Source organism: Streptomyces hirsutus (genome assembly GCF_001418415.1).
In the GTDB taxonomy this organism is placed as follows: domain Bacteria; phylum Actinomycetota; class Actinomycetes; order Streptomycetales; family Streptomycetaceae; genus Streptomyces; species Streptomyces hirsutus.
Genome location: NZ_LIQT01000468.1, coordinates 1 through 18,147 on the forward strand (window position 1 = coordinate 1; position 18,147 = coordinate 18,147).

Here is an 18,147-nt window from a genome sequence, read left to right on the forward strand (position 1 = left end):
CACCCACCCACACCGACCACTTCGGCAGCGCCACCCGTTCCGGCCGCCCCGGCCCGCCGGGACACCGAGGCCGGCAGGGCCGCCATCCTGCGGGCGGCCCGTCACCTCCCGGCCTGGCACGCACACGCCGACACCACGCTCAAGGCGGTCGCCGAACGCGCCGGGGCGAGCCCGCCGTTGGTCCTGAAGTACTTCGGCAACAAGGACGCGCTCCTCGCCCGCGTCATGTCCTTCGAGACGGACACCACCGCCCTGCTCGGCATCGGTGCCGTCCACGGCCTCGCCCGGGGCACCCCTGTGCGTTCCACCGCCGTCGACGTCCTCGTGGACCGGTACGCGCCCGCCCTGCAGGCCCCTCTCACCTCCGGGCCGGCCGGGACGGGCGGGCCGGAGGTGCCGATCGCACGCCCGGCCGCGACGGATGACAGACTGACGCCATGGACGAGCGCACATTCGACAGGTCGGGTCAGCACGCCTCCGTGATCGGTCTCGGCACCTGGCAACTCGGGGCGGACTGGGGAGATGTCGACGACAAGCAGGCCCTCACGGTCCTGGAGGCCGCCGCCGAGTCCGGGGTCACCTTCTTCGACACCGCCGATGTGTACGGGGACGGGCGCAGCGAGCAGACCATCGCGTCGTTCCTGAGCGGACGGCCCGATCTGCACGTACTGGTCGCCACCAAGATGGGCCGCCGGGTCGAACAGATCCCGGAGAACTACGTGCTGGACAACTTCCGCGCGTGGAACGACCGCTCGCGCCGCAACCTGGGCGTCGACCGCGTCGACCTGGTGCAGCTGCACTGCCCGCCGACCTCCGTGTACTCCACCGACGAGGTCTTCGACGCCCTCGACACCCTGGTCGCGGAGGAGCGGATCGCCGCGTACGGGGTCAGCGTGGAGACCTGCGCGGAGGCGCTGACCGCGATCGCCCGGCCGAACGTGGCGAGCGTGCAGATCATCCTCAATCCGTTCCGCATGAAGCCGCTGCGCGAGGTGCTCCCGGCGGCCCGCGCGGCGGGCGTCGGCATCATCGCCCGCGTCCCGCTCGCCTCGGGCCTGCTGTCCGGCAGGTACACCAAGGACACCGTCTTCCCCGAGAACGACCACCGCACCTTCAACCGGCACGGCGAGTCCTTCGACCAGGGCGAGACCTTCTCCGGCGTCGACTACACGACCGGCGTCGAGGCCGCCGCGGAGTTCGCCGCGCTCGCCCCCGAGGGATACACCCCGGCCCAGCTGGCCCTGCGCTGGATCGTCCGCCAGCCCGGTGTCACCACCGTCATCCCCGGCGCCCGCTCGCCCGAGCAGGCCCGCGCCAACGCGCACGCCGCCCGGCTCCCGGAGCTGTCCGAGCAGACACTCACCGCCATCGACGACCTGTACGAGCGGCGGATCAAGCACCAGGTGGAGGGCCGCTGGTGACACACCGGGCGACAGCCCGGCGGTGAAGGACCGGGCGGGCGCCCGCCCGGTGACGAACCCGGCGGAAGCCGCCCGGGCGCGGCCGTGAGGCGGTAGGAGCCCCGGACGGTGGGCACCCGAGGGGAGAGGCGGGCCGAGGCCGTTTCTCACCCCGGGAGGCGCACTGTGGCGCACGCGCAGCAGGACAAGATCGGGCGCAGAGGCCGCGACGAGACCGCGGAGGAGCGGGCGGACCGGATGTGGCAGGAGCTCATCCAGGAGGTCCGCGTCGCCCAGACGGGCGTCCAGATCCTCTTCGGCTTCCTGCTGACCGTCGTGTTCACACCCAAGTACGAGGAACTGTCCGGCACCGACCAGACGATCTACATCGTCACGGTCGTCCTCGGTGCCTGTGCCACCGGTGCGCTCATCGGCCCCGTCTCGCTGCACCGGCTGGTGTCCGGGAGGAGGGTCAAACCGCAGGCCGTCCGGTGGGCTTCCCGGCTGACCCTGTTCGGCCTCGTCCTGCTGCTCGCCACCACCTGCGCCGCACTGCTGCTGATCCTGCGAGTCGCCACCGACGACGGCTTCGTCCCGTACCTGGTCGCCGGAGTGGTGGCCTGGTACCTGCTGTGCTGGTTCGTGCTCCCGATGTGGACCCGGTACCGGCACACGGCCCCGTGACGTGCGCGACCGCGGGTTCACCGGGCCGGGGGAGGGCCGGTGGCCCGAGGCTCAGCGGCCCGTGAGGACGTCCGTGAGGAAGGCGTCGAGGCGGGTCTCCTCGCTGCCGGGCGGGACCGAACGGAAGGTGTCGCTCAGGAAGTCCCCGACCGCCCCGGCCCATGCGGACACCACCGCGTGGTGACGGCCGCCGTCGGCATGGGGTTCACCGAGGAACTCCATCCGCAGTTCCCGCCCCACCCCTCTGGACTCCGGGCGAAGCCGCACGTCACCGGTCCCGACCGGACGGGTGAGGCCGTCCGCGAGCATCTCGCGGTCGAGCCGCCAGCGCGCCAGGACCCGGCCGTCGTGGCTGAAGACCAGCGTGACCGCGAACGGGTCGGCGGGGTCGTAGCTCAGGTGGGCGAGCACGGGAAAGCGGTCCGTGACACCCGCCTGGAGCTCCACCACCAAAGTCCTGCGCACCATCGAGTTCACGAGAGGCCTCCTGGTCGTACCGGCGTAGGGCCCTCTCCTACCCCGAGGGCGCGGAGAATGCTCAGCCGACCGTGAGATTGATCCGCCCCGCCCCGCTCCGTGCCGGTTGGTCCGTCGGCCCTCGCCCGGCCACCGGCGCATCGAGTCCGGGCGGTCGGGCAGGATCCCTCCCATGACTGCCCACCCGCTGCCCACAGACGCCCCCGCCGCGCTGGGCGTCGACGCCTCTGGTGTCCACGCCTTCCTCGACGCACTCGACGACGCCCCGGACATCGAGCCGCACAGCCTGATGATCCTGCGTCACGGTCGGCAGGCCGCCGCCGGCTGGTGGGCTCCGTACACCCCCGAGCGGCCGCACCTGCTGTACTCGCTCAGCAAGAGCTTCACGGCAACCGCCGCCGCCCTCGCCGAGGCCGAGGGGCTGATCGACTTCGACGCCCCGGTGATCTCGTACTTCCCGGAGTTCGAGGCGGACATCACCGACCCGCGCAGCCGGGCGATGCTGGTCCGGCACGTGGCGTCGATGGCGAGCGGCCACGAGACCGAGACCGTGGACGCGGCCTACGCGACCGACCCCGCCGAGCCGGTCCGCGGGTTCCTGCTGCAGCCGCCCGACCGCGACCCCGGCACCGTCTTCGCCTACAACCAGCCCTGCACGTACACGCTCGCCGCGATCGTGCAGCGGGAGACGGGCCGGTCGCTCACCGACTGGCTGCGGCCCCGCCTGCTGGATCCGCTCGGCATCGGCGAGGCACCGTGGCAGCGCGACCGCACCGGCCGTGAGCTCGGCTTCAGCGGGCTGCACGCCACCACCGACGCGATCGCCCGGCTCGGGCTGCTGTACGCCGGCGACGGGATGTGGGACGGCAAGCGCCTGCTGCCCGAGGGATGGGTCGCCAGGGCCTCGCGTCCGCACCTGCCGACCGCCGGGGCGATGGGGGAGACCGGCCGGCAGGACTGGGACCTGGGCTACGGCTTCCAGTTCTGGATGTCCCGGCACGGGTTCCGGGGCGACGGGGCGTACGGACAGTTCTGCCTCGTTCTGCCCGAGCACGACGCCGTGATCGCCACGACGGCGGCCACCGAGCAGATGCAGCAGTACCTGGACCTGGTCTGGCGGCATCTCGTACCGGCCTTCCGCCCCGGCCCGCTCACCGGGCGGGGCGCCGAGGACCGGGCCCTCGGGGAGCGTCTGGCCCGCCTCGCCCTGCCGCCGGCCGTAGGCGGCCCGGTACCGCCGGAGCAGGCGCGGGAGGACCGGCCCACCACACGCTTCACCCCGTACGGCGGGGTCTGCGCGGACCAGCCGACGCTCACCGCCGCCGAGGTGACGGCGGACGCCGGCGGACGCTGGACGCTGAGCCTCGTGGAAGACGGGCACCGCCTCGACCTGCCGCTCGGCGGCGAGGGATGGGCGGTCTCGGAGCAGCCCTGCCCGACCGCGGTGAGCGGCGGCTGGACCGACGACGGCACCTTCGCCGCGGACGTGGTCTTCCTGGAGACCCCGCACCGTCTCCGGGTCACGTGCGCCCTCACGGACCGGACCTTCACGGCACACTGGCGCACCCGCCCGCTGTACCGGGCGCCCCTGCACCGGTTGTGCGCACCGCGCGGCTCAGCCTCGGCCGGAGGACGGCCGGAACGTCCGCAGGAACGTCCGTAGCGCCTCCTGGTTCGCGGACTTCGCCCAGTCGGTGGCCGGGGCCGTCCAGCGCAGCGAGAAGCCGCGTCCACCGCCCAGCAGGAACCCGCGGCCGAAGGTGCGTGTCCGGGCGCCGTCGTCCGCCGAGAGCCACTCCATGTCGGCGGCCTCACGCCCCTGGTAGGTGGTCGCGCGGATCGCGCCGATCCGCTCGTAGCCGGCCGTCCGTTCCAGGGGCGGCTCCACGTCGTCCCGCCACACGGCCACCGGGTCGGTCCCCACCCGCTCGCTGTAGGTGATCGCGAGGGTGCGGGTGCCGTCCTCCGGGCCGAAGGTGATGCGGTAGGCCAGGTCGGAGACGCGGGAGGTGTCGAGGCGCTCGAAGTTCTCGGGGAGCGCGACGGAGAAGCCCTCCGGCGCGCGCAGCAGGCCGTAGCCGGGCGGGAGATCCCCCGTCCCCGAAGGAGCGGGGGTGGTCGGGGCCGGCGTCGGCTCGTCCCGGTCGTCCCGGTCGCCCGGGTCGCCGGACGCCCCGGGAGCCTGGGGCACGTCCGGCGGGGCGGCCGGAGCGGTGGCGAAGGCGGGCGGCGCGCTCGGGGTGTCGGCGGCGGACCCGGAGTCGGTGCCGGGCAGCCCCCGAGTGGCCGCGGTGAGCACGACGACCGCGACGGTGACCACGGCCAGGGCGGTGCCAAGGACCGCCGTCCGTCTTCTCCCGGCGCGGCCGAGGTCTCTGAGGACGGCGGGGTACGCGCTGCGCAGCCGAAGGCGGCCCGGCACGGCCTCGGGGGCCGTGCCGGGGTTCTCCTCCGCGAGCACACGGCCGAGCGCCTCGCGGACCACCCGACCGGTCGGCCGTTCCGCGGCGTCCTTGCGCAGCAGCCCCTGGACCACCGGGGTGAGCGGTCCCGCTCGCAGGGGCGCGCGCAACGGCAGCCGGTCCACCCCCTTCAGCGTGGCCTCCGCCCGCCCCCGGTCACGGAAGGGCGGACGCCCCTCGACCATCGTGTGCAGGAGCGCGCCCAGCCCCCACAGGTCCGCCTCGGGCCCGGCGCCCTCGCCGCGGGCCTGCTCCGGCGCCGCGTACGACGGCGCCGTGAGCCGGAGGGCCGGGACGGTGCCCGCCAGGCCGAAACCGGTGACCACGACCGGACCGGTCTCCCGCACGAACACCTGGCCGGGGCCGAGTTCGCCGTGGGTCACGCCCGCGCTGTGCGCGGCGTCCAGTACGTCGAGCAGCTCCAGCCCGATGCGCGCGGCCCGGGCGAAGGTGAACGAGCCCTGTTCGGCGAGGAGTTCACCGAGAGGAGTGCCGTCGACCCAGGCGGCGGCGGTCCACAGGAAGCCGTTCTCGTGGACGGAGTCGACGACCGCGGCGATCCGGCCGGGGCACAGCCGCGCCATCGTCCCGGTCGCCCGCAGGACGTGGGAGGGGGCGTGACGCACGGCCTCGCCCGGGTCCCCGGGCAGCGCGACCTGCGTGACGAGGCAGGGGCGGCCCGTCCCGAGGTCGTCGGCGTACCAGCAGACGTGGTTGGTCTCGCGGTGGATGATCTCGACCAGCCGGTACCGCCCGGCGACCGGCTGGTGTGTGGAGACGTGCGCCCTGCCCATGGCCATCCCTCGTCGAAGCCGCTGCTGTCCGCCTTTCCCAGTGGTACGCGGGACCGCACGGCCTTCGTTCAAGAGGCGGAGCCCGAATCCCGGCTCCGACGCATTCCTGTCCTTCGGTCAAACTCCGAGGCGGTCTTCGGGCCCGGTCCCGCGTCGGGGGAGGGCGACGGACGGGGCGTCACGGACAGGGCGTCACGGGCGACGGCCGGGCCGGGAGGCTCAGCGCAGCCCGAAGCGGGAGGCCCAGGCGATCATGTCACCGGTGGTCGCATTGCCCCCGCACACCACCAGCCCGATCCTGGCCCCCTCGCCGACCCGCTCCAGCACCCGTCGCGCGGCGGGCAGCAGACAGCCCGCGGCCGGCTCGGTCCACACCTTGGCGTGGTCCGCCAGGTCGAGCGAACCCCGCACGGCCTCCCGGTCGGACACCACCAGCACCTCGGTGACCAGCGCCGACACATGCTCGTACGTCAACTGCGACACGGCCGGGGCACTGAGTGTGGAGACGATCGAGGACAGCCCGACCGGCACCGGTCCGCCCGCCGCGAGGGCCTCGGACATCGCCTGGGCGCCTTCCGTCTCCACCCCCCAGATCCGGATCCCGGGCCGCCGGGCCCGCAGCGCCGCCGCCACACCGGAGATCAGTCCGCCGCCCCCGATGCTCACCAGGACGTCGGTCAAGTCACCGGCGTCGTCGGCGAACTCCAGCCCCACCGTGCCCTGTCCGGCGATCACCACCGGGTCGTCGAAGGGGTGGACGAGAGTCAGCCCCTCCTGCCGGAGCCGCGTCGTCAGCGCGAACGCGCCGTCCATGTCGTCGGCCAGCCGCACCGACGCGCCGGCGGTCTCCGCGACCTCCACCGCCCGCGCGGGCGCCGACCTCGGCATCACCACCGTGGACTTGAGGTCGAGGGCGGCGGCCATGACCGCGACGGCGATCCCGTGGTTGCCGCCGCTCACCGCCACGACCCCGGCCGCCCGCTCCGCCTCGCTCAGCGACAGCAGCTTCGCCACCGCGCCGCGTGCCTTGAACGAGCCGGTGCGCTGCAACAGTTCCAGCTTCGCCGTGACCGGGGCGCCCAGCAGCGCCGACAGCCCGGGGCTCGGCACCGTCGGCGTCCGCACCACGTGCCCGGCGATCCGCCCGGCCGCGGCCTCGATCTCCGCCGTCCCGATCACCACAACCACCCTCCCTGGCACGGGGACATGATCCGCACCGGGACGAACCCTGACCCGTCCGGGCCACCGAGGTCAACACGGTGTGCCCAAAGGCGCGCCCGCACCGGAAACCGGAGCGGGCGAGCGGGGGCGGACCTCAGTGCTGCTGTGCCTTCGCCGGCGTGGCCTCGCTGGGCCGCACGATGACGTACCCCTCGCCCTGCAGCACCAGTTGCACCGCCTCGCCCGAGCCGCCGCGCAGCATCGAACCGAGCGACTGCGAGCGGTGCAGGGAGGTCGACAGACCTGCCGTCCAGCCGACGATCGCGTCCGTGTCGACGTGGACCGGGTACTGCGGAGACACCGGGAGGACCAGCGGTTCGCCCTCGCACACCAGGCCCAGGAGGCCGTGCCCCGTGAAGACACTGTTGAACAGGCCGCCACCGGTGATGCCGGCGCCCTTCACGGTCGCGATGCGGTACGACAACGTGGAGTCGAAGCACAGGACGTTGCGGCCGTTGACGGTGAACTCGTCGCCGGCCTCGACCTGGACGATGAAGCAGTTCTGCGCCTCGTGCGCGAACCAGGCCTCGCCCTGCCCCCGCACCGCCATCAATGGCAGCCCCTCGCCGGTCACCGCGCGCTTGAGCATGCCGCCCACGCCCTGGCCCTTGCGCTCGAACTGGAGCCCGCCACGGTAGGCGATCATCGCACCCTGCCGGGCGTGCATCTCGCCGTCGACCACGTAGCGGATGCATTTGGCGTTCTCGACCGTCATGCCCGGAGCCGAGGCGGGCCGCACCATGTGCCGGCTGGAAAACAGATCACCCTTCATGCAGGCATCCTCACCCGGAGGAGCCGCTTCCGCCAAGGGCCGGCTGCACGCCCAGAATCTGTCCGGCGGATCAAGTCGGGGGCAATGGGCGGTATTCGTCCAGAGGGGGTCGAGCGGGGGTGGTGCGTTCAGCCGCAAGGCGGAGGAGGGCGTGCCGGCCCCCGCGTCTCCGGCACGACCTGCCGAAGAGGCCCTAAGCGCCGAAGAGTTGGGTCCAGTACGTGCCGGCGCGGCCGCCGCCCGCGAAGCCGACGCCGATGTGGGTGAAGCCGGGCTTGAGGATGTTGGCGCGGTGGCCGGGACTGTTCATCCACCCCTCCACCACCTCGGCGGCCGAGCGCTGGCCGCAGGCTATGTTCTCGCCGATGGTCCGGCGCGCCGAACCCGCCGCGGCGGCCCGGTCCCAGGGCCGGCTCCCGTCGGGAGCGGTGTGGGAGTAGAAGTCGCGGGCCACCATGTCGGCGCTGTGCGCCTGCGCGGCCGTGACGAGGAGCGAATCGACGGCCAGGGGCGGCAGCCCGGCCCGGGCGCGCTCCCGGTTGGTGCGGTCGACCACGTCCGTCACCGTCCGGGCCAGGCCGGCCGGGGTGAGCGGGACGGCCCACAGCGCCGTCCAGTAGACGTCACCGGCGGAGCCGCCGCCCACGTGCGCCAGACCGGCGTGGGTGAAGGCGGGACCGTGCAGGGTGCGCCGGGACGGCTCGTTGCCCAGGCAGTGGGCGACGAACTCGGCGGGGGTGCGCGGACCGGACACCAGATGCTCGCCGACGGTGAGATACGCGTACCCGGCGGCGACGACCCGCTGGTGGACGGAGACCCCGTCCCGGCTCTCGACGGCGAGGTGCCGCTGTGCCGCCATGGCCTCGGCGTGGGCACGGGCCGCCACCGTCAACCGCGTGTCGAGCGCGACCGGAGGCGAACCCGCTTCGGCCCGAGCGGAGTTGACCGGACCGAGGTAGTCCGTCGGATCGGGGACGGCCGAAGGCGCCGCCGCAGCCGGAACCCCGGCCGCCCCGGGCTCCGTCCCGTCGAGCACGTCGACGCCGAAGTCCCGGGCCAGACCGGCCAGTCCGTCGGCGTACCCCTGGCCGAGGGCGCGCAGCTTCCAGCCCTCGCCGCGCCGGTAGATCTCCGCGAGGAGCAGCACCGACTCCTGCCCGGGGCGCGCCGGCGAGAACCGGGCGAGGGAGTGCCCGCCGGCGTCGGTGACCCGGAGGACGGGCGGGGGCAGGTCGCCCAGCGGGACGGCGGGGTCGGCGGCGCTGAGGGCCACCGTGACCCGGACGGCGCCGGGCCGCAGGGCGCTCGGGTCGACGGTGAGCGTGTCGCCGTGCAGGCGGGCGCCGGGGGCGGACGGTTGGTTGAAGAACACGAAGTCGGCGTCGTCCCCGACCTTTCCGTCGTCGCCCGTGATCAGCGCGGAGACGTCGTAGGGGCCCGGCACCCGGACGGTCACCGTGCCGCCCGGAAGGGCCAGATTGCCGCCGGGGACCAACTCGCTCATCGCACCGCCCTGCTGTCGTCAGCCGTCAAGGGTCCGTCGTCACGCACCGGTGGGGGGTGCCCGGACAACGGTCGGCGGCGGGCGCGGGTTCCCGGGGAGGTCAGCCGGGCGAGATCCCCGTCCCCGCGGGTTCCGTTCCCCCCGGTCGCGCCCCCGCCGTGGTGTCCTCGTGCCACGGTTCCGGAGCGGAGTCCCGTCGGACCGCCGGCCCCTTGCCGCAGAAGGCGGATTCCAGTGTGCCGAGCATCGTGCTCATCACCGGGGCGTTGTTCGAGGTGGTGGCGAGCGCGGTGAGGCTGCGCCCGCCGTCCTTCGAGGTGAACGCGTAGGTGTAGTAGCCCTGGACGGCGCCGGTGTGCCCGTACACGGACACCCCGCACGACAGATCGCGGCGCCGCAGCCCCAGCCCGTACGCCTGACCCGTGCCCGCGGGGACCCAGCGCTGCATCTGCGCCAGGCCGGCCGCCGAGGTGAGCCGGCCGGCGAGCAGCGCCGACAGGAAGGTGTTGAGGTCCCGGGCACTCGAGACGACGGCGCCCGCGCTCTGCGCCCAGGACACCGTCTGCTCAGTGGCGTCGACGAGCTCCGTCGCCGGTGCGTCCGGGGTGAGGTAACCGCGCGTGTGAGGGCCGGGGATCGTGGTGCGGGGATGCGGGTAGGACGTGTCGCTCAGCCCGAGGGGGGCGGTGATCCGGGTGCGGTACTCGGTCGCGAGGGAGTGGCCGGTCAGCTTCCTGATGAGCAGGCCCGCGACGACGAAGTTGGTGTTGGAGTAGTTGTAGGCGCCGCCGGGGGCGGTGGTCCGGGGATGCTCCAGCGACAGTTCCACCAGCCGGCTCAGGGTGAAGGTCCTGGTACGGACCGCCTCGAAACCGGGGACCGTCCGCGCGAACAGGTCGTTGGTGTAGTCGTACAGGCCGCTGCGGTGGCTCAGCACATGGCGGACGGTGATCCGGTCGTCGGGCAGCAGTTCCGGCAGGTGGAGGTTGACCGGGTCGTCGAGCTTCACCTTGCCCTCGTCGACCAGTTGCAGGATCACCACGGCGGACATGATCTTGGTGACGCTGCCGATGCGGAAGCGGTCGGTGGTCGCGATGGCCCGCCCGGTTCCGCGATCGGCGAGGCCGAAGGACGTCCGGTGCACCGTGCCGTGGTCGTCGATCCGGGCCAGGGCGCCGGGCGCGCCCTGCGACCGTGCCGTGCGCAGCACGCTCCCGAGGCCGGCCAGGTCGGGGGCGGGCAGCGTCGTGGCCGCCGAGGGCCGGGCCGTGTCCGGAACCGGGGGAGCGGCATGCGCCGCAGCCGCCGGGAGGATCAGGGCGGCCACCGCGGCGGCCGTCCCCCTGCGCATCGTCGTCGCTGAGACCATTCGGCTGTTCTCTCCCGTGTCCGCCGACCATCCGTCACCTGACTTTCGGCAGCGCACAGTTGCCCACCGTGCCGGACGTACCGGGCGCGACCGATCGGCACAGTATTACTGTGATATGAGGTCAAGACGGTTATTTGGGGTGGCTGTCGGGAGTAGCGGGAAGGGCGGGGACAGCGGGAGTGGCGAGGGCGACACGGCCCGGCGCACCGGCGCGACGGGCAGGGGGAAACCGGACGCCTCCGCTCAGCCCGAGGCCGCGGACTCCGGGAAGATCAGGCCCTTCCGGTAGGCGACCGCCACCGCCTCGGTACGGCTCGCGGCGCCCAGCTTGGCGAGGATGTGGGAGACGTGGACGCTCGCCGTCTTGCCGCTGATGAACAGCTCCTCGCCGATCTGACGGTTGCTGCGGCCCCGCGCGAGCAGCCGCAGCACCTCCTGCTCCCGCGCGGTGAGCAGTGTGACGGCGCGCTCGCCCCCTGCCGGTGTCCTTGCCGGCCAGGCGCGGTTCACCAGGGCGTCCAGCCGCTCCCGCAGCAGGGCGGCGCCCAGCCGGTCGGCGGCCTCGCGCACCGCGCGGGCCTCGGCCGCGGCCTCCTCACGCAGCCCGGCGGCCAGCAGCGCCTCCGCGTGGCGCAGCCGGCAGCGCGCCCGCTCGTACGCGTCGCCGTACGCGAACCCGGCCACCGCCTTCGCCCACGCCGCCACGTCGGGACCCGACACGGCCCGCGTCCACTCCGCCTCCGCGCGGGCCAGCCAGGCCTGGCCCTCGGGACCCTGAGGCGTACCGTCCTCACCGTGCGCGGCCGAGGCGCGGGCGGGTCCCACCAGCTCCGTCGCGGCCTCGGCCCAACGCCGTGCCCCGGCGTCGTCACCGGACAGCCGCAGCGCGACGGCCGCGTCGGCGACCGCGGCGAGCGCGAGCGCCGTCAGCCGGACCGTGACGTCGGGGCGGGTCCCCGCCTCGTCGGTCAGGGCCGCCAGAGTGGACCGCACGCACCGTACGGCCTCCTCCGGATCGCCCCGCAGCGCGGCGGCGTCGGTGAGCACGGTGCCCGCGACCAGCGTCGCCATCCAGTCGAACGGACCCTCGAGGAGCGCCCGCGCGCGGTCGGCGGCCGTGAAGTCGCCGCGGGCCAGCGCCACGAACAGCGCCGGCGCGACCGTGAACCCGCCGGCCGGGGGCAGCACCTCGGCATCGGCCGCCGCCGCGCGGACGCACTCGTCCCAGCGGCCCAGCGCGTACAGCACCAGCAGCCGCAGATACCGCATCTCCAGCGGATACGCCGACGACGACAGGCCTGCGCGGCGCGCCCGCTCCAGGCCCTCGGTCAGCCAGGGCAGACACGCCTCGGGGCCACCGGACTCGTAGCAGCCCATGGCGAGGTTGAACAGCGCGCGCAGTTCCACCGGGGCGTTGCCCGCCCCGCGCGCCAGCTCCAGCGCCCGGATCAGTCGTTCGCGGCCGGCTTCGGTGCTCCGGCCGTTCCCCTCCAGGCCGGCCGCGGAGATCAGCAGATCCGCCTGGGCGTCGGTCATCCCCAACTGCTCAGCCATCCCCAAGGCCTGGCGCGCCACCTGCAGCGCTGTGCCGACCGCACCCGTCTGCCGCGCCGTCATGGCGTGGGTGGCCGCCGCCCACACCCAGGTGGGCGACGGGGGTTCCTCGGGGATCATGGCGAGCGCCTCACTGCTGTGCGCGAACGCCGCGGACAGACTGTCGACCCGCAACAGGTTCCCGGCCAGGGTGTAGCGGACCCGGGCCGCCAGCTCCAGGTCGGCGTCCTGGCCGAGGTCCGCGAGCGCGGACCGGGTGAGGGCGACCGCGCGGTGCAGCTCGCCCGCGTGCGCCGCCGCGGCCGAGGCGCGCAGGGTGAGGGCCACCGGGTCGAACCCGACGCCCTCGGGCAGCCCGGCGGGTCCCACCGCCGGCCACAGATCGAGGGCGGTCTCCAGGTGGCGCAGTTCCTCGGCGGGCGCTCCCACCCGCTGGGCGTGATCGGCGGCCTCCAGCGACGCGGCGAGCGCCCGGGCCGGGTCGTGGCTCTCCCGGTAGTGGTGGGCGCGCTCCGCGGCACTCGGGCCGCGGAGCCCGCGGCCGGCGAGCAGTCGGGCGAACGCGCCGTGCATCCGGGCCCGCTCACCGGGGAGCAGATCCGCGTAGACCGCCTCGCGCGCGAGTGCGTGCCGGAAGGAGTACGTGCCGTCGTGCGCGGCCACCAGGAGCTGCCGTCCGGCAGCCTCACGGAGCGCGGACTCCAGCTCCTCCTCGGGGAGCCCGACCGCCTCGCGCAGCACCTCGTGCTCCACCCGGCGGCCGGCGACGGCGGTGGTCCGCAGTACCTGCTGGGCGGTCTCGGAGAGCTGTTCGATCCGGATGAGGAGCACGTCGGCCAGCTGGCTGGGCATCCCGCCCGCCGGGGAGTCCGTGGCCGCGAGCAGTTCCTCGGCGTAGAAGGCGTTGCCCTCGGCACGCTCGACGATCCGGCGGACCGTGGCGTCCGGCAGCGGCCGCTGTTCGAGGGCGCGCACCAGCCGGGCCACGTCGGTATCGGGCAACGGCCGCAGCTCCAGCCGCTCCACCGCGGGCAGTCGTACCAGTTCGGCGAGCAGGGGCCGGAGCGGATGCCGGCGGTGCAGGTCGTCCGCGCGGTACGAGCCGCACACCGCCAGCCGGTGCGTGGGGGCGCCGCCCGCCGGCCGCTGGAGGACGCCCCGGCTGAGCAGGAACCGCAGCAGGTCCCGGGAGGACTGGTCGGCCCAGTGCAGATCCTCCAGGACGAGCAGCAGCGGTGCGATGTCCGAGACGTCGGCCAGCAGCCCGGCCATGCCCTCGAACAGTCTGAGCCGCGCGTCCACGTCCCGCACGGCGTCGGTTCCGGCGCCGAGCAGCCGGCCGACCACCGGACGGGCGTCGACGGCGGGGGCGAACCGCTCGTCGGCGGTGAGCCGCCCCAGCACCTCGGTGAAGGGCAGATACGGCAGGCCCACGTCCCCGAGGTCCACGCAGTGGCCGGTCACCACCGTCATGCCGGTCCCGGCGGCCCGCGCGGACACCTCGTCCAGCAGCCTCGTCTTGCCCACCCCGGCGTCCCCGGCGATCAGCGCGGCGCGCGGCTCGCCCCCGCGGGCGCGCTCCAGCACCCCGGCGAGCCGGGCGAGTTCGTCGTCGCGGCCGACGAGCGGACCGGCGAATGAGGTCTGCGACACGCGCCCATCCTGGCACGCGCCACCAGCTCCGCCTTCTCCGCCGGTGATCCCCGCGGAGGGGCCGGCCCCGCCCCGGTCCCGCGGGCCCCTCAGCGCCGCAGATTCTGCTTCCAGTCCTCCGGGACCCGCCCCGCCGGGCCCGGAGCCGGCTGGTCGGCCGGACGGCTCGCGGGCGGGGCCAGGTCCGGGCCCGACTCGTACAGCTCTTCCGTGGCGTAGTTCCAGAACCAGGCCTCGCCGGGTTCGTAGCTGCGGACCACGGGATGCCCGGTGGCTTTGAAGTGCGCCGTGGCGTGCCGCCCCGGCGAGCTGTCGCAGCAGCCGACGTGTCCGCACCGCGCGCAGCGCCGCAGAGGGAACCACCAGCCGCCCACGGCGTCGCAGTCGGAGCATCCCGCGCCACTCGGCGCGGCACCGGGGCCGATGGCCTGGTCGCTGGTCATGCCGGCTCCTCGAGAGGTCGTCGGGGCTCCGGCGATGAGCGCGGGCGGAACCGGAGAACGGGTGCCGCCGTCCGGTACCCGGCGCCACGGAAACACCGCCGGCAGCCGGTCCGTCGTAGGTTCGAACCAGGCGTCGCGCGCGGCGGGGACGAGGCTTAGGCAGGGTGCGAGGAGAGCACGCAGAACTCGTTTCCCTCGGGGCCGGCGAGGACCCGCCACGGCTGCTCGCCCCGGCCGACGTCCGCCGGGCGGGCACCGAGGGCGAGGAGCCGGGCGGCCTCCGCCGCCTGGTCGTCGGGCCGGAAATCCAGGCGGAGGCGGTTCTGCACGGTCCGTTCGTCCGGCATCGGCACGAAGACGAGCCCCGGCAGACGGTTCCGCTCCGGCCGGATCCCGTACTCGTCGGGCGGGTCGTCGAGCACCACCCGGCCGAGGGTCTCTGCCCAACGGCGTCCCGGCGCCACCGGATCGGCCGCGTCCACCACTATCTGCTCCCGGGTCGAGGCCGTGCAGGAAGGTTAGGGAAGACTGGACCGTGCGTAGTGGACACGACACAGGAGGAACCGCATGACGCGCCCGATCACGGCAGGGGTCGACGGAACCGAGGAGAGTCTTGCCGGACTGGCCTGGGCGGCGAGGGAAGCGGTCCGCCGGGGGCGGCCGTTGCGGGTGGTGCACGCCTGGCGCTTCCAGACGCACGAGGCGGTCGACGCCGGCGACGCCGCCACCCAGGAGCGGTGGGTGCGCGACGCGGTGGCCGAGTCGGTCCGCCAGGTCACCGAACGGCACCCCGCTCTCACGGTGACCACCGATGTCCTGGAGGGGGACGCCGTCGGGGTCCTGGCCGGCGCCGCCGCGGACGCCGAGATGCTGGTGCTCGGCTCCCGCGGGCACGGGCGGATCATGGGCTTCCTGGTCGGCTCGGTCGGCCAGCAGGTGATCGTCGAGGCCCGGCGGCCGGTGGTGTTCGTACGGGCCGAGGACACGCCGTCCGGCGAGGCCGCCGGGCGGGAGATCGTCGTCGGCCAGCAGGGCGATCCGGAGGACAGCGCCGCCGCGCTGGAATTCGCCTTCGAGGCCGCTGCCGCGCGGGGTGCGACCCTGCGCGCCGTACGTGCCTGGGCCCTGCCGCCGATGTTCGCCTACAGCCCCGACACACTGCGTCTCATGGACGAGGCCGGGGGCCTGGAGCCGTACGAGCAGAAGTCCCTGTCGGACGTCCTCGCGCCGCTGCGCGAGCGCTATCCGCAGGTGCGCGTCGTCGAGCACGTGGAGATGGGCAGCGCCGGGCAGGTGCTGCTGTCGGTGTCCGGCACGGCCCAGCTGATGGTCGTCGGCCGCCGCGCGCGCCGCAGCGCCGTCGGGGCCCGGATCGGTTCGGTCGCCCACGGCGTCCTGCACCACGCGGACTGCCCGGTGGCGGTGGTGCCGCACGACTGACCCGGCCGGCCCCGGCCGCCGGGGCCCGGCGCGCCCGCCACCGCCGGGCGGCGTCCGGCCGCTGCCCCGCCCGGCTCACTCGGTCGTGGGCCGCAGCGTCTCCCGGGCCTTGGGCAGGATGTTCCTGATGTAGTCCTCGACGGCCGTGTCGAGACCGATGTCGTGCTGGGCCCGCTCGGACAGGTACCAGCGGTGCTCGAGGAGTTCGTGGTAGATCTCCGCCTGGTCCATCGCGCCGCGCAGTCCGGGTGGCACGGCACGCACGGTCGGGCGGAACACCTCCCGCACCCAGCGGTGGGCGAGGACCTCCGGGCGGGCGCCGGGCAGAGCGCCGTCGGGGGTGTGGTCGTCCTGGGTGGCCATCCAGCTCTCCAGGTCGTTCAGCAGCCGCCTGGCCTGGTTCTCCTCGGCGTCCAGCCCGGTCAGGCGCAGCAGTTGGCGCTGGTGGTGCCCGGCGTCGACGACCTTCGGCACGAAGGTGACCGTGTCGCCGTTGGAGGCGTGCTCGATCTGCATCTCGGCCACGTCGAAACCCAGATCGTTCAGCCGGCGGATCCGGCGCTCGATGTAGTGGTACTTGCCCGCGGGGTAGACGGAGGTACGGGTCAGCTCCCGCCAGAGGCCCTCGTAGCGGGCGCAGATCCGGGTGCCGAACTCGATGGGGTCCACGGACGGGTGCAGCGCCCCGGAGGCCTCCAGGTCGAGCAGCTCGCCGCTGATGTTCACGCGGGCGAGGTCCAGGTCGTACGCGCGCTGGCCGGGGCTCAGCTCCGGGTGCAGTTCACCGGTCTCGGCGTCCACCAGATAGGCGGCGTAGGCACCCGCGTCCCGTCTGAACAGCGTGTTGGACAGCGAGCAGTCGCCCCACGCGAACCCGGCGAGATGCAGCCGCACCAGGAGCACGGCGAGCGCGTCCATCAGCCGGTGCATGGTCGCCGGGCGCAGTGTCGTCTCGAACATCGACCGGTACGGCATCGACCCGCCGAGATGCCGGGTGATCAGCACGCTCTCCAACGGCTCCCCGTCGGTGCCCGCGCGGCCGGTGACCACGGCGAGCGGGTCCACCGCGGGGATGCCGATCCGGTCCAGGTCGCGCAGCAGTTCGTACTCGCGCAGTGCGGGCCGCCGGGCGAGTTCCTTGACGGCGATCACCTCGTCACCGGCGCGGGCGTAGCGCACCACGTGCCGGGAGATGCCGCGCGGCAGCGGCACCAGGTACTCCTCGGGCCACTCCTGGAGCGGCAGGTGCCAGGGCAGTTCCAGCAGGAGCGCGGGATGCTCCGGGTTGGTCGCGCTGATCTGCAGGGCCATGGCTCGGGTGTCCTCGTCTCGCGGGCGGCCGTTTTCGGAGTGATGATCACACCGGCGGTCGTCCGCTCACCCTATTGCGCGCGTTCGCGGGCCAGCTTCGCCGCACCTTCCAGGGACCCCCGGTACGCGGGGCCGTGTCCGGGCAGCGTCAGGTCGCCCTCCAGCTCGGCCAGGATGTCCAGCGAGCCGACGGCGGTGGCCCGCTCGTGGTGGAACATGCGGGGCAGCAGCTGCGGTCCGTCGATCCGGGACGTCGGATGGGCGCTCACCAGGGCGTCGCCGGACACCACCACCCCGAGGTGCGGGAGATGGAAGACGCAGTGCCCGTCGGTGTGGCCGGGCGTGTGCACGGGCACCGGCCGGCCGGGCAGGTCCAGCGGGCCGGACCGCGGGAACGGCTCGGGTGCGGCCACCGGCACGTGCGCCGTGCCGCCGGAGCGCAGCACGTGCAGTGCCCAGGGCAGCACACCCGGCCGCCAGCCGTTGCGCAGGACCTGTCCGACGGTCACCTGCTGGAGGAAGTCCCGGCGGGCGTGGGGGACTTCGGCCTCGTGCGTGTACACGGGCGTGCCGTACGTGGCCCGCAGGTACTCGGCGGAGCCCAGGTGGTCCGTGTGGGCGTGGGTGATGAGGACGGCCGCGACCGATTCCGGTGAACCGCCCACCTCCGCGAGGGAGGCGAGGAGCTGCTCGCGGTCACCGGGGTACCCGGTGTCGATCAGTGTGACGGCGCCCCCCTCCTGGAGGATCACCCAGTTGGTGTGGGAGCCGTGCACCAGGTGGGTGCCGTCGGCCACCTGCCGTACCTCTGCGCGCATGATCGCCCCGAGTCCGTCGTCCCTGCCGGAAGCCACCAGGAAAGCAGATCAGGACGTCGTCCCAGGGGGCGGTTCCGTTCGTGTCGCAGCCGGTACGGGACGGGCCGGGGACGCGGTGCGCGTCCCGAACAGGAAGCGCGTCGCCCGGGTTCTGCGCACCCCGTACTCATGGACGGTGAAAATGACCGCCGGTGAGGAGACCACGGTCACGGTGTACTTGACCGCCGCCGCCGCCGCCGCCGCCG

At 74.1% G+C, this 18,147-nt stretch carries 16 protein-coding genes; 5 read left to right on the forward strand and 11 right to left on the reverse strand.

Features of this window, described 5'->3' with window-relative positions; all coding sequences use genetic code 11:
- From AOK11_RS30965 to AOK11_RS30975, 3 genes are all read left to right on the forward strand, one after another.
- A partial coding sequence (locus tag AOK11_RS30965) for a TetR/AcrR family transcriptional regulator (RefSeq protein ID WP_420903031.1) occupies positions 1-483 on the forward strand: 483 nt, incomplete at its 5' end.
- Positions 438-1,421, forward strand: a complete 984-nt coding sequence (locus AOK11_RS30970; protein ID WP_055597011.1) for an aldo/keto reductase — start codon at positions 438-440, stop codon at positions 1,419-1,421. The genes AOK11_RS30965 and AOK11_RS30970, both read left to right, overlap by 46 nt.
- A gap of 165 nt (positions 1,422-1,586) precedes the next feature.
- Positions 1,587-2,084: a DUF6328 family protein gene (locus AOK11_RS30975; protein WP_055597012.1), complete on the forward strand. Its 498-nt coding sequence runs from the start codon at positions 1,587-1,589 to the stop codon at positions 2,082-2,084.
- Between the two features lie 51 nt (positions 2,085-2,135).
- On the opposite strand, the gene AOK11_RS30980 is transcribed toward AOK11_RS30975, so the two are convergent.
- Entirely contained in the window at positions 2,136-2,561 is a 426-nt protein-coding gene (locus AOK11_RS30980) for an SsgA family sporulation/cell division regulator (RefSeq protein ID WP_055597013.1), read from the reverse strand.
- Between the two features lie 172 nt (positions 2,562-2,733).
- Between AOK11_RS30980 and AOK11_RS30985 the strand changes: the two genes are divergently transcribed.
- A complete protein-coding gene (locus AOK11_RS30985) occupies positions 2,734-4,224 on the forward strand; it encodes a serine hydrolase domain-containing protein (protein ID WP_055597014.1) in 1,491 nt (496 codons plus the stop codon).
- Here the strand turns inward: AOK11_RS30985 and AOK11_RS30990 are convergent.
- The 8 genes from AOK11_RS30990 to AOK11_RS31025 form a co-directional block, all read right to left on the reverse strand.
- Positions 4,177-5,817: a serine/threonine-protein kinase gene (locus tag AOK11_RS30990; protein WP_055597015.1), complete on the reverse strand. Its 1,641-nt coding sequence runs from the start codon at positions 5,815-5,817 to the stop codon at positions 4,177-4,179. The genes AOK11_RS30985 and AOK11_RS30990 overlap by 48 nt on opposite strands.
- A 219-nt stretch (positions 5,818-6,036) precedes the next feature.
- Positions 6,037-6,996 (reverse strand): threonine/serine dehydratase family protein, encoded by a 960-nt coding sequence (locus AOK11_RS30995; protein WP_055597023.1) that lies wholly within the window; start codon positions 6,994-6,996, stop codon positions 6,037-6,039.
- Between the two features lie 136 nt (positions 6,997-7,132).
- Complete coding sequence (locus AOK11_RS31000; RefSeq protein WP_055597016.1) at positions 7,133-7,810, reverse strand: AIM24 family protein; 678 nt, start codon at positions 7,808-7,810, stop codon at positions 7,133-7,135.
- 193 nt (positions 7,811-8,003) lie between these two features.
- On the reverse strand, positions 8,004-9,314 hold the full coding sequence (locus AOK11_RS31005) for a CAP domain-containing protein (RefSeq protein WP_055597017.1): 1,311 nt from the start codon (positions 9,312-9,314) through the stop codon (positions 8,004-8,006).
- 100 nt (positions 9,315-9,414) lie between these two features.
- The gene (locus AOK11_RS31010; protein ID WP_079035198.1) at positions 9,415-10,683 is read right to left on the reverse strand and encodes a serine hydrolase domain-containing protein; all 1,269 of its coding nucleotides are present in this window, start codon (positions 10,681-10,683) and stop codon (positions 9,415-9,417) included.
- A 243-nt stretch (positions 10,684-10,926) separates the two neighbouring features.
- Entirely contained in the window at positions 10,927-13,890 is a 2,964-nt protein-coding gene (locus AOK11_RS31015; protein WP_055597018.1) for a helix-turn-helix transcriptional regulator, read from the reverse strand.
- A gap of 89 nt (positions 13,891-13,979) precedes the next feature.
- Positions 13,980-14,333 carry a UBP-type zinc finger domain-containing protein gene (locus AOK11_RS31020; RefSeq protein WP_055597019.1) on the reverse strand — a complete coding sequence of 118 codons (354 nt, stop codon included), beginning with the start codon at positions 14,331-14,333 and terminating at the stop codon, positions 13,980-13,982.
- 155 nt (positions 14,334-14,488) lie between these two features.
- The gene (locus AOK11_RS31025; RefSeq protein WP_055597020.1) at positions 14,489-14,821 is read right to left on the reverse strand and encodes a VOC family protein; all 333 of its coding nucleotides are present in this window, start codon (positions 14,819-14,821) and stop codon (positions 14,489-14,491) included.
- Between the two features lie 79 nt (positions 14,822-14,900).
- On the opposite strand from AOK11_RS31025, the gene AOK11_RS31030 reads away from it, so the two are divergent.
- Positions 14,901-15,773: a universal stress protein gene (locus AOK11_RS31030; protein WP_055597021.1), complete on the forward strand. Its 873-nt coding sequence runs from the start codon at positions 14,901-14,903 to the stop codon at positions 15,771-15,773.
- Positions 15,774-15,848: 75 nt separating this feature from the next.
- Here AOK11_RS31030 and AOK11_RS31035 read toward each other — a convergent pair whose 3' ends face one another.
- Entirely contained in the window at positions 15,849-17,084 is a 1,236-nt protein-coding gene (locus AOK11_RS31035; RefSeq protein WP_055597022.1) for a DUF4032 domain-containing protein, read from the reverse strand.
- Between the two features lie 71 nt (positions 17,085-17,155).
- Complete coding sequence (locus tag AOK11_RS31040) at positions 17,156-17,902, reverse strand: MBL fold metallo-hydrolase (protein WP_055597024.1); 747 nt, start codon at positions 17,900-17,902, stop codon at positions 17,156-17,158.
- Between the last annotated feature and the right edge of the window lie 245 nt (positions 17,903-18,147).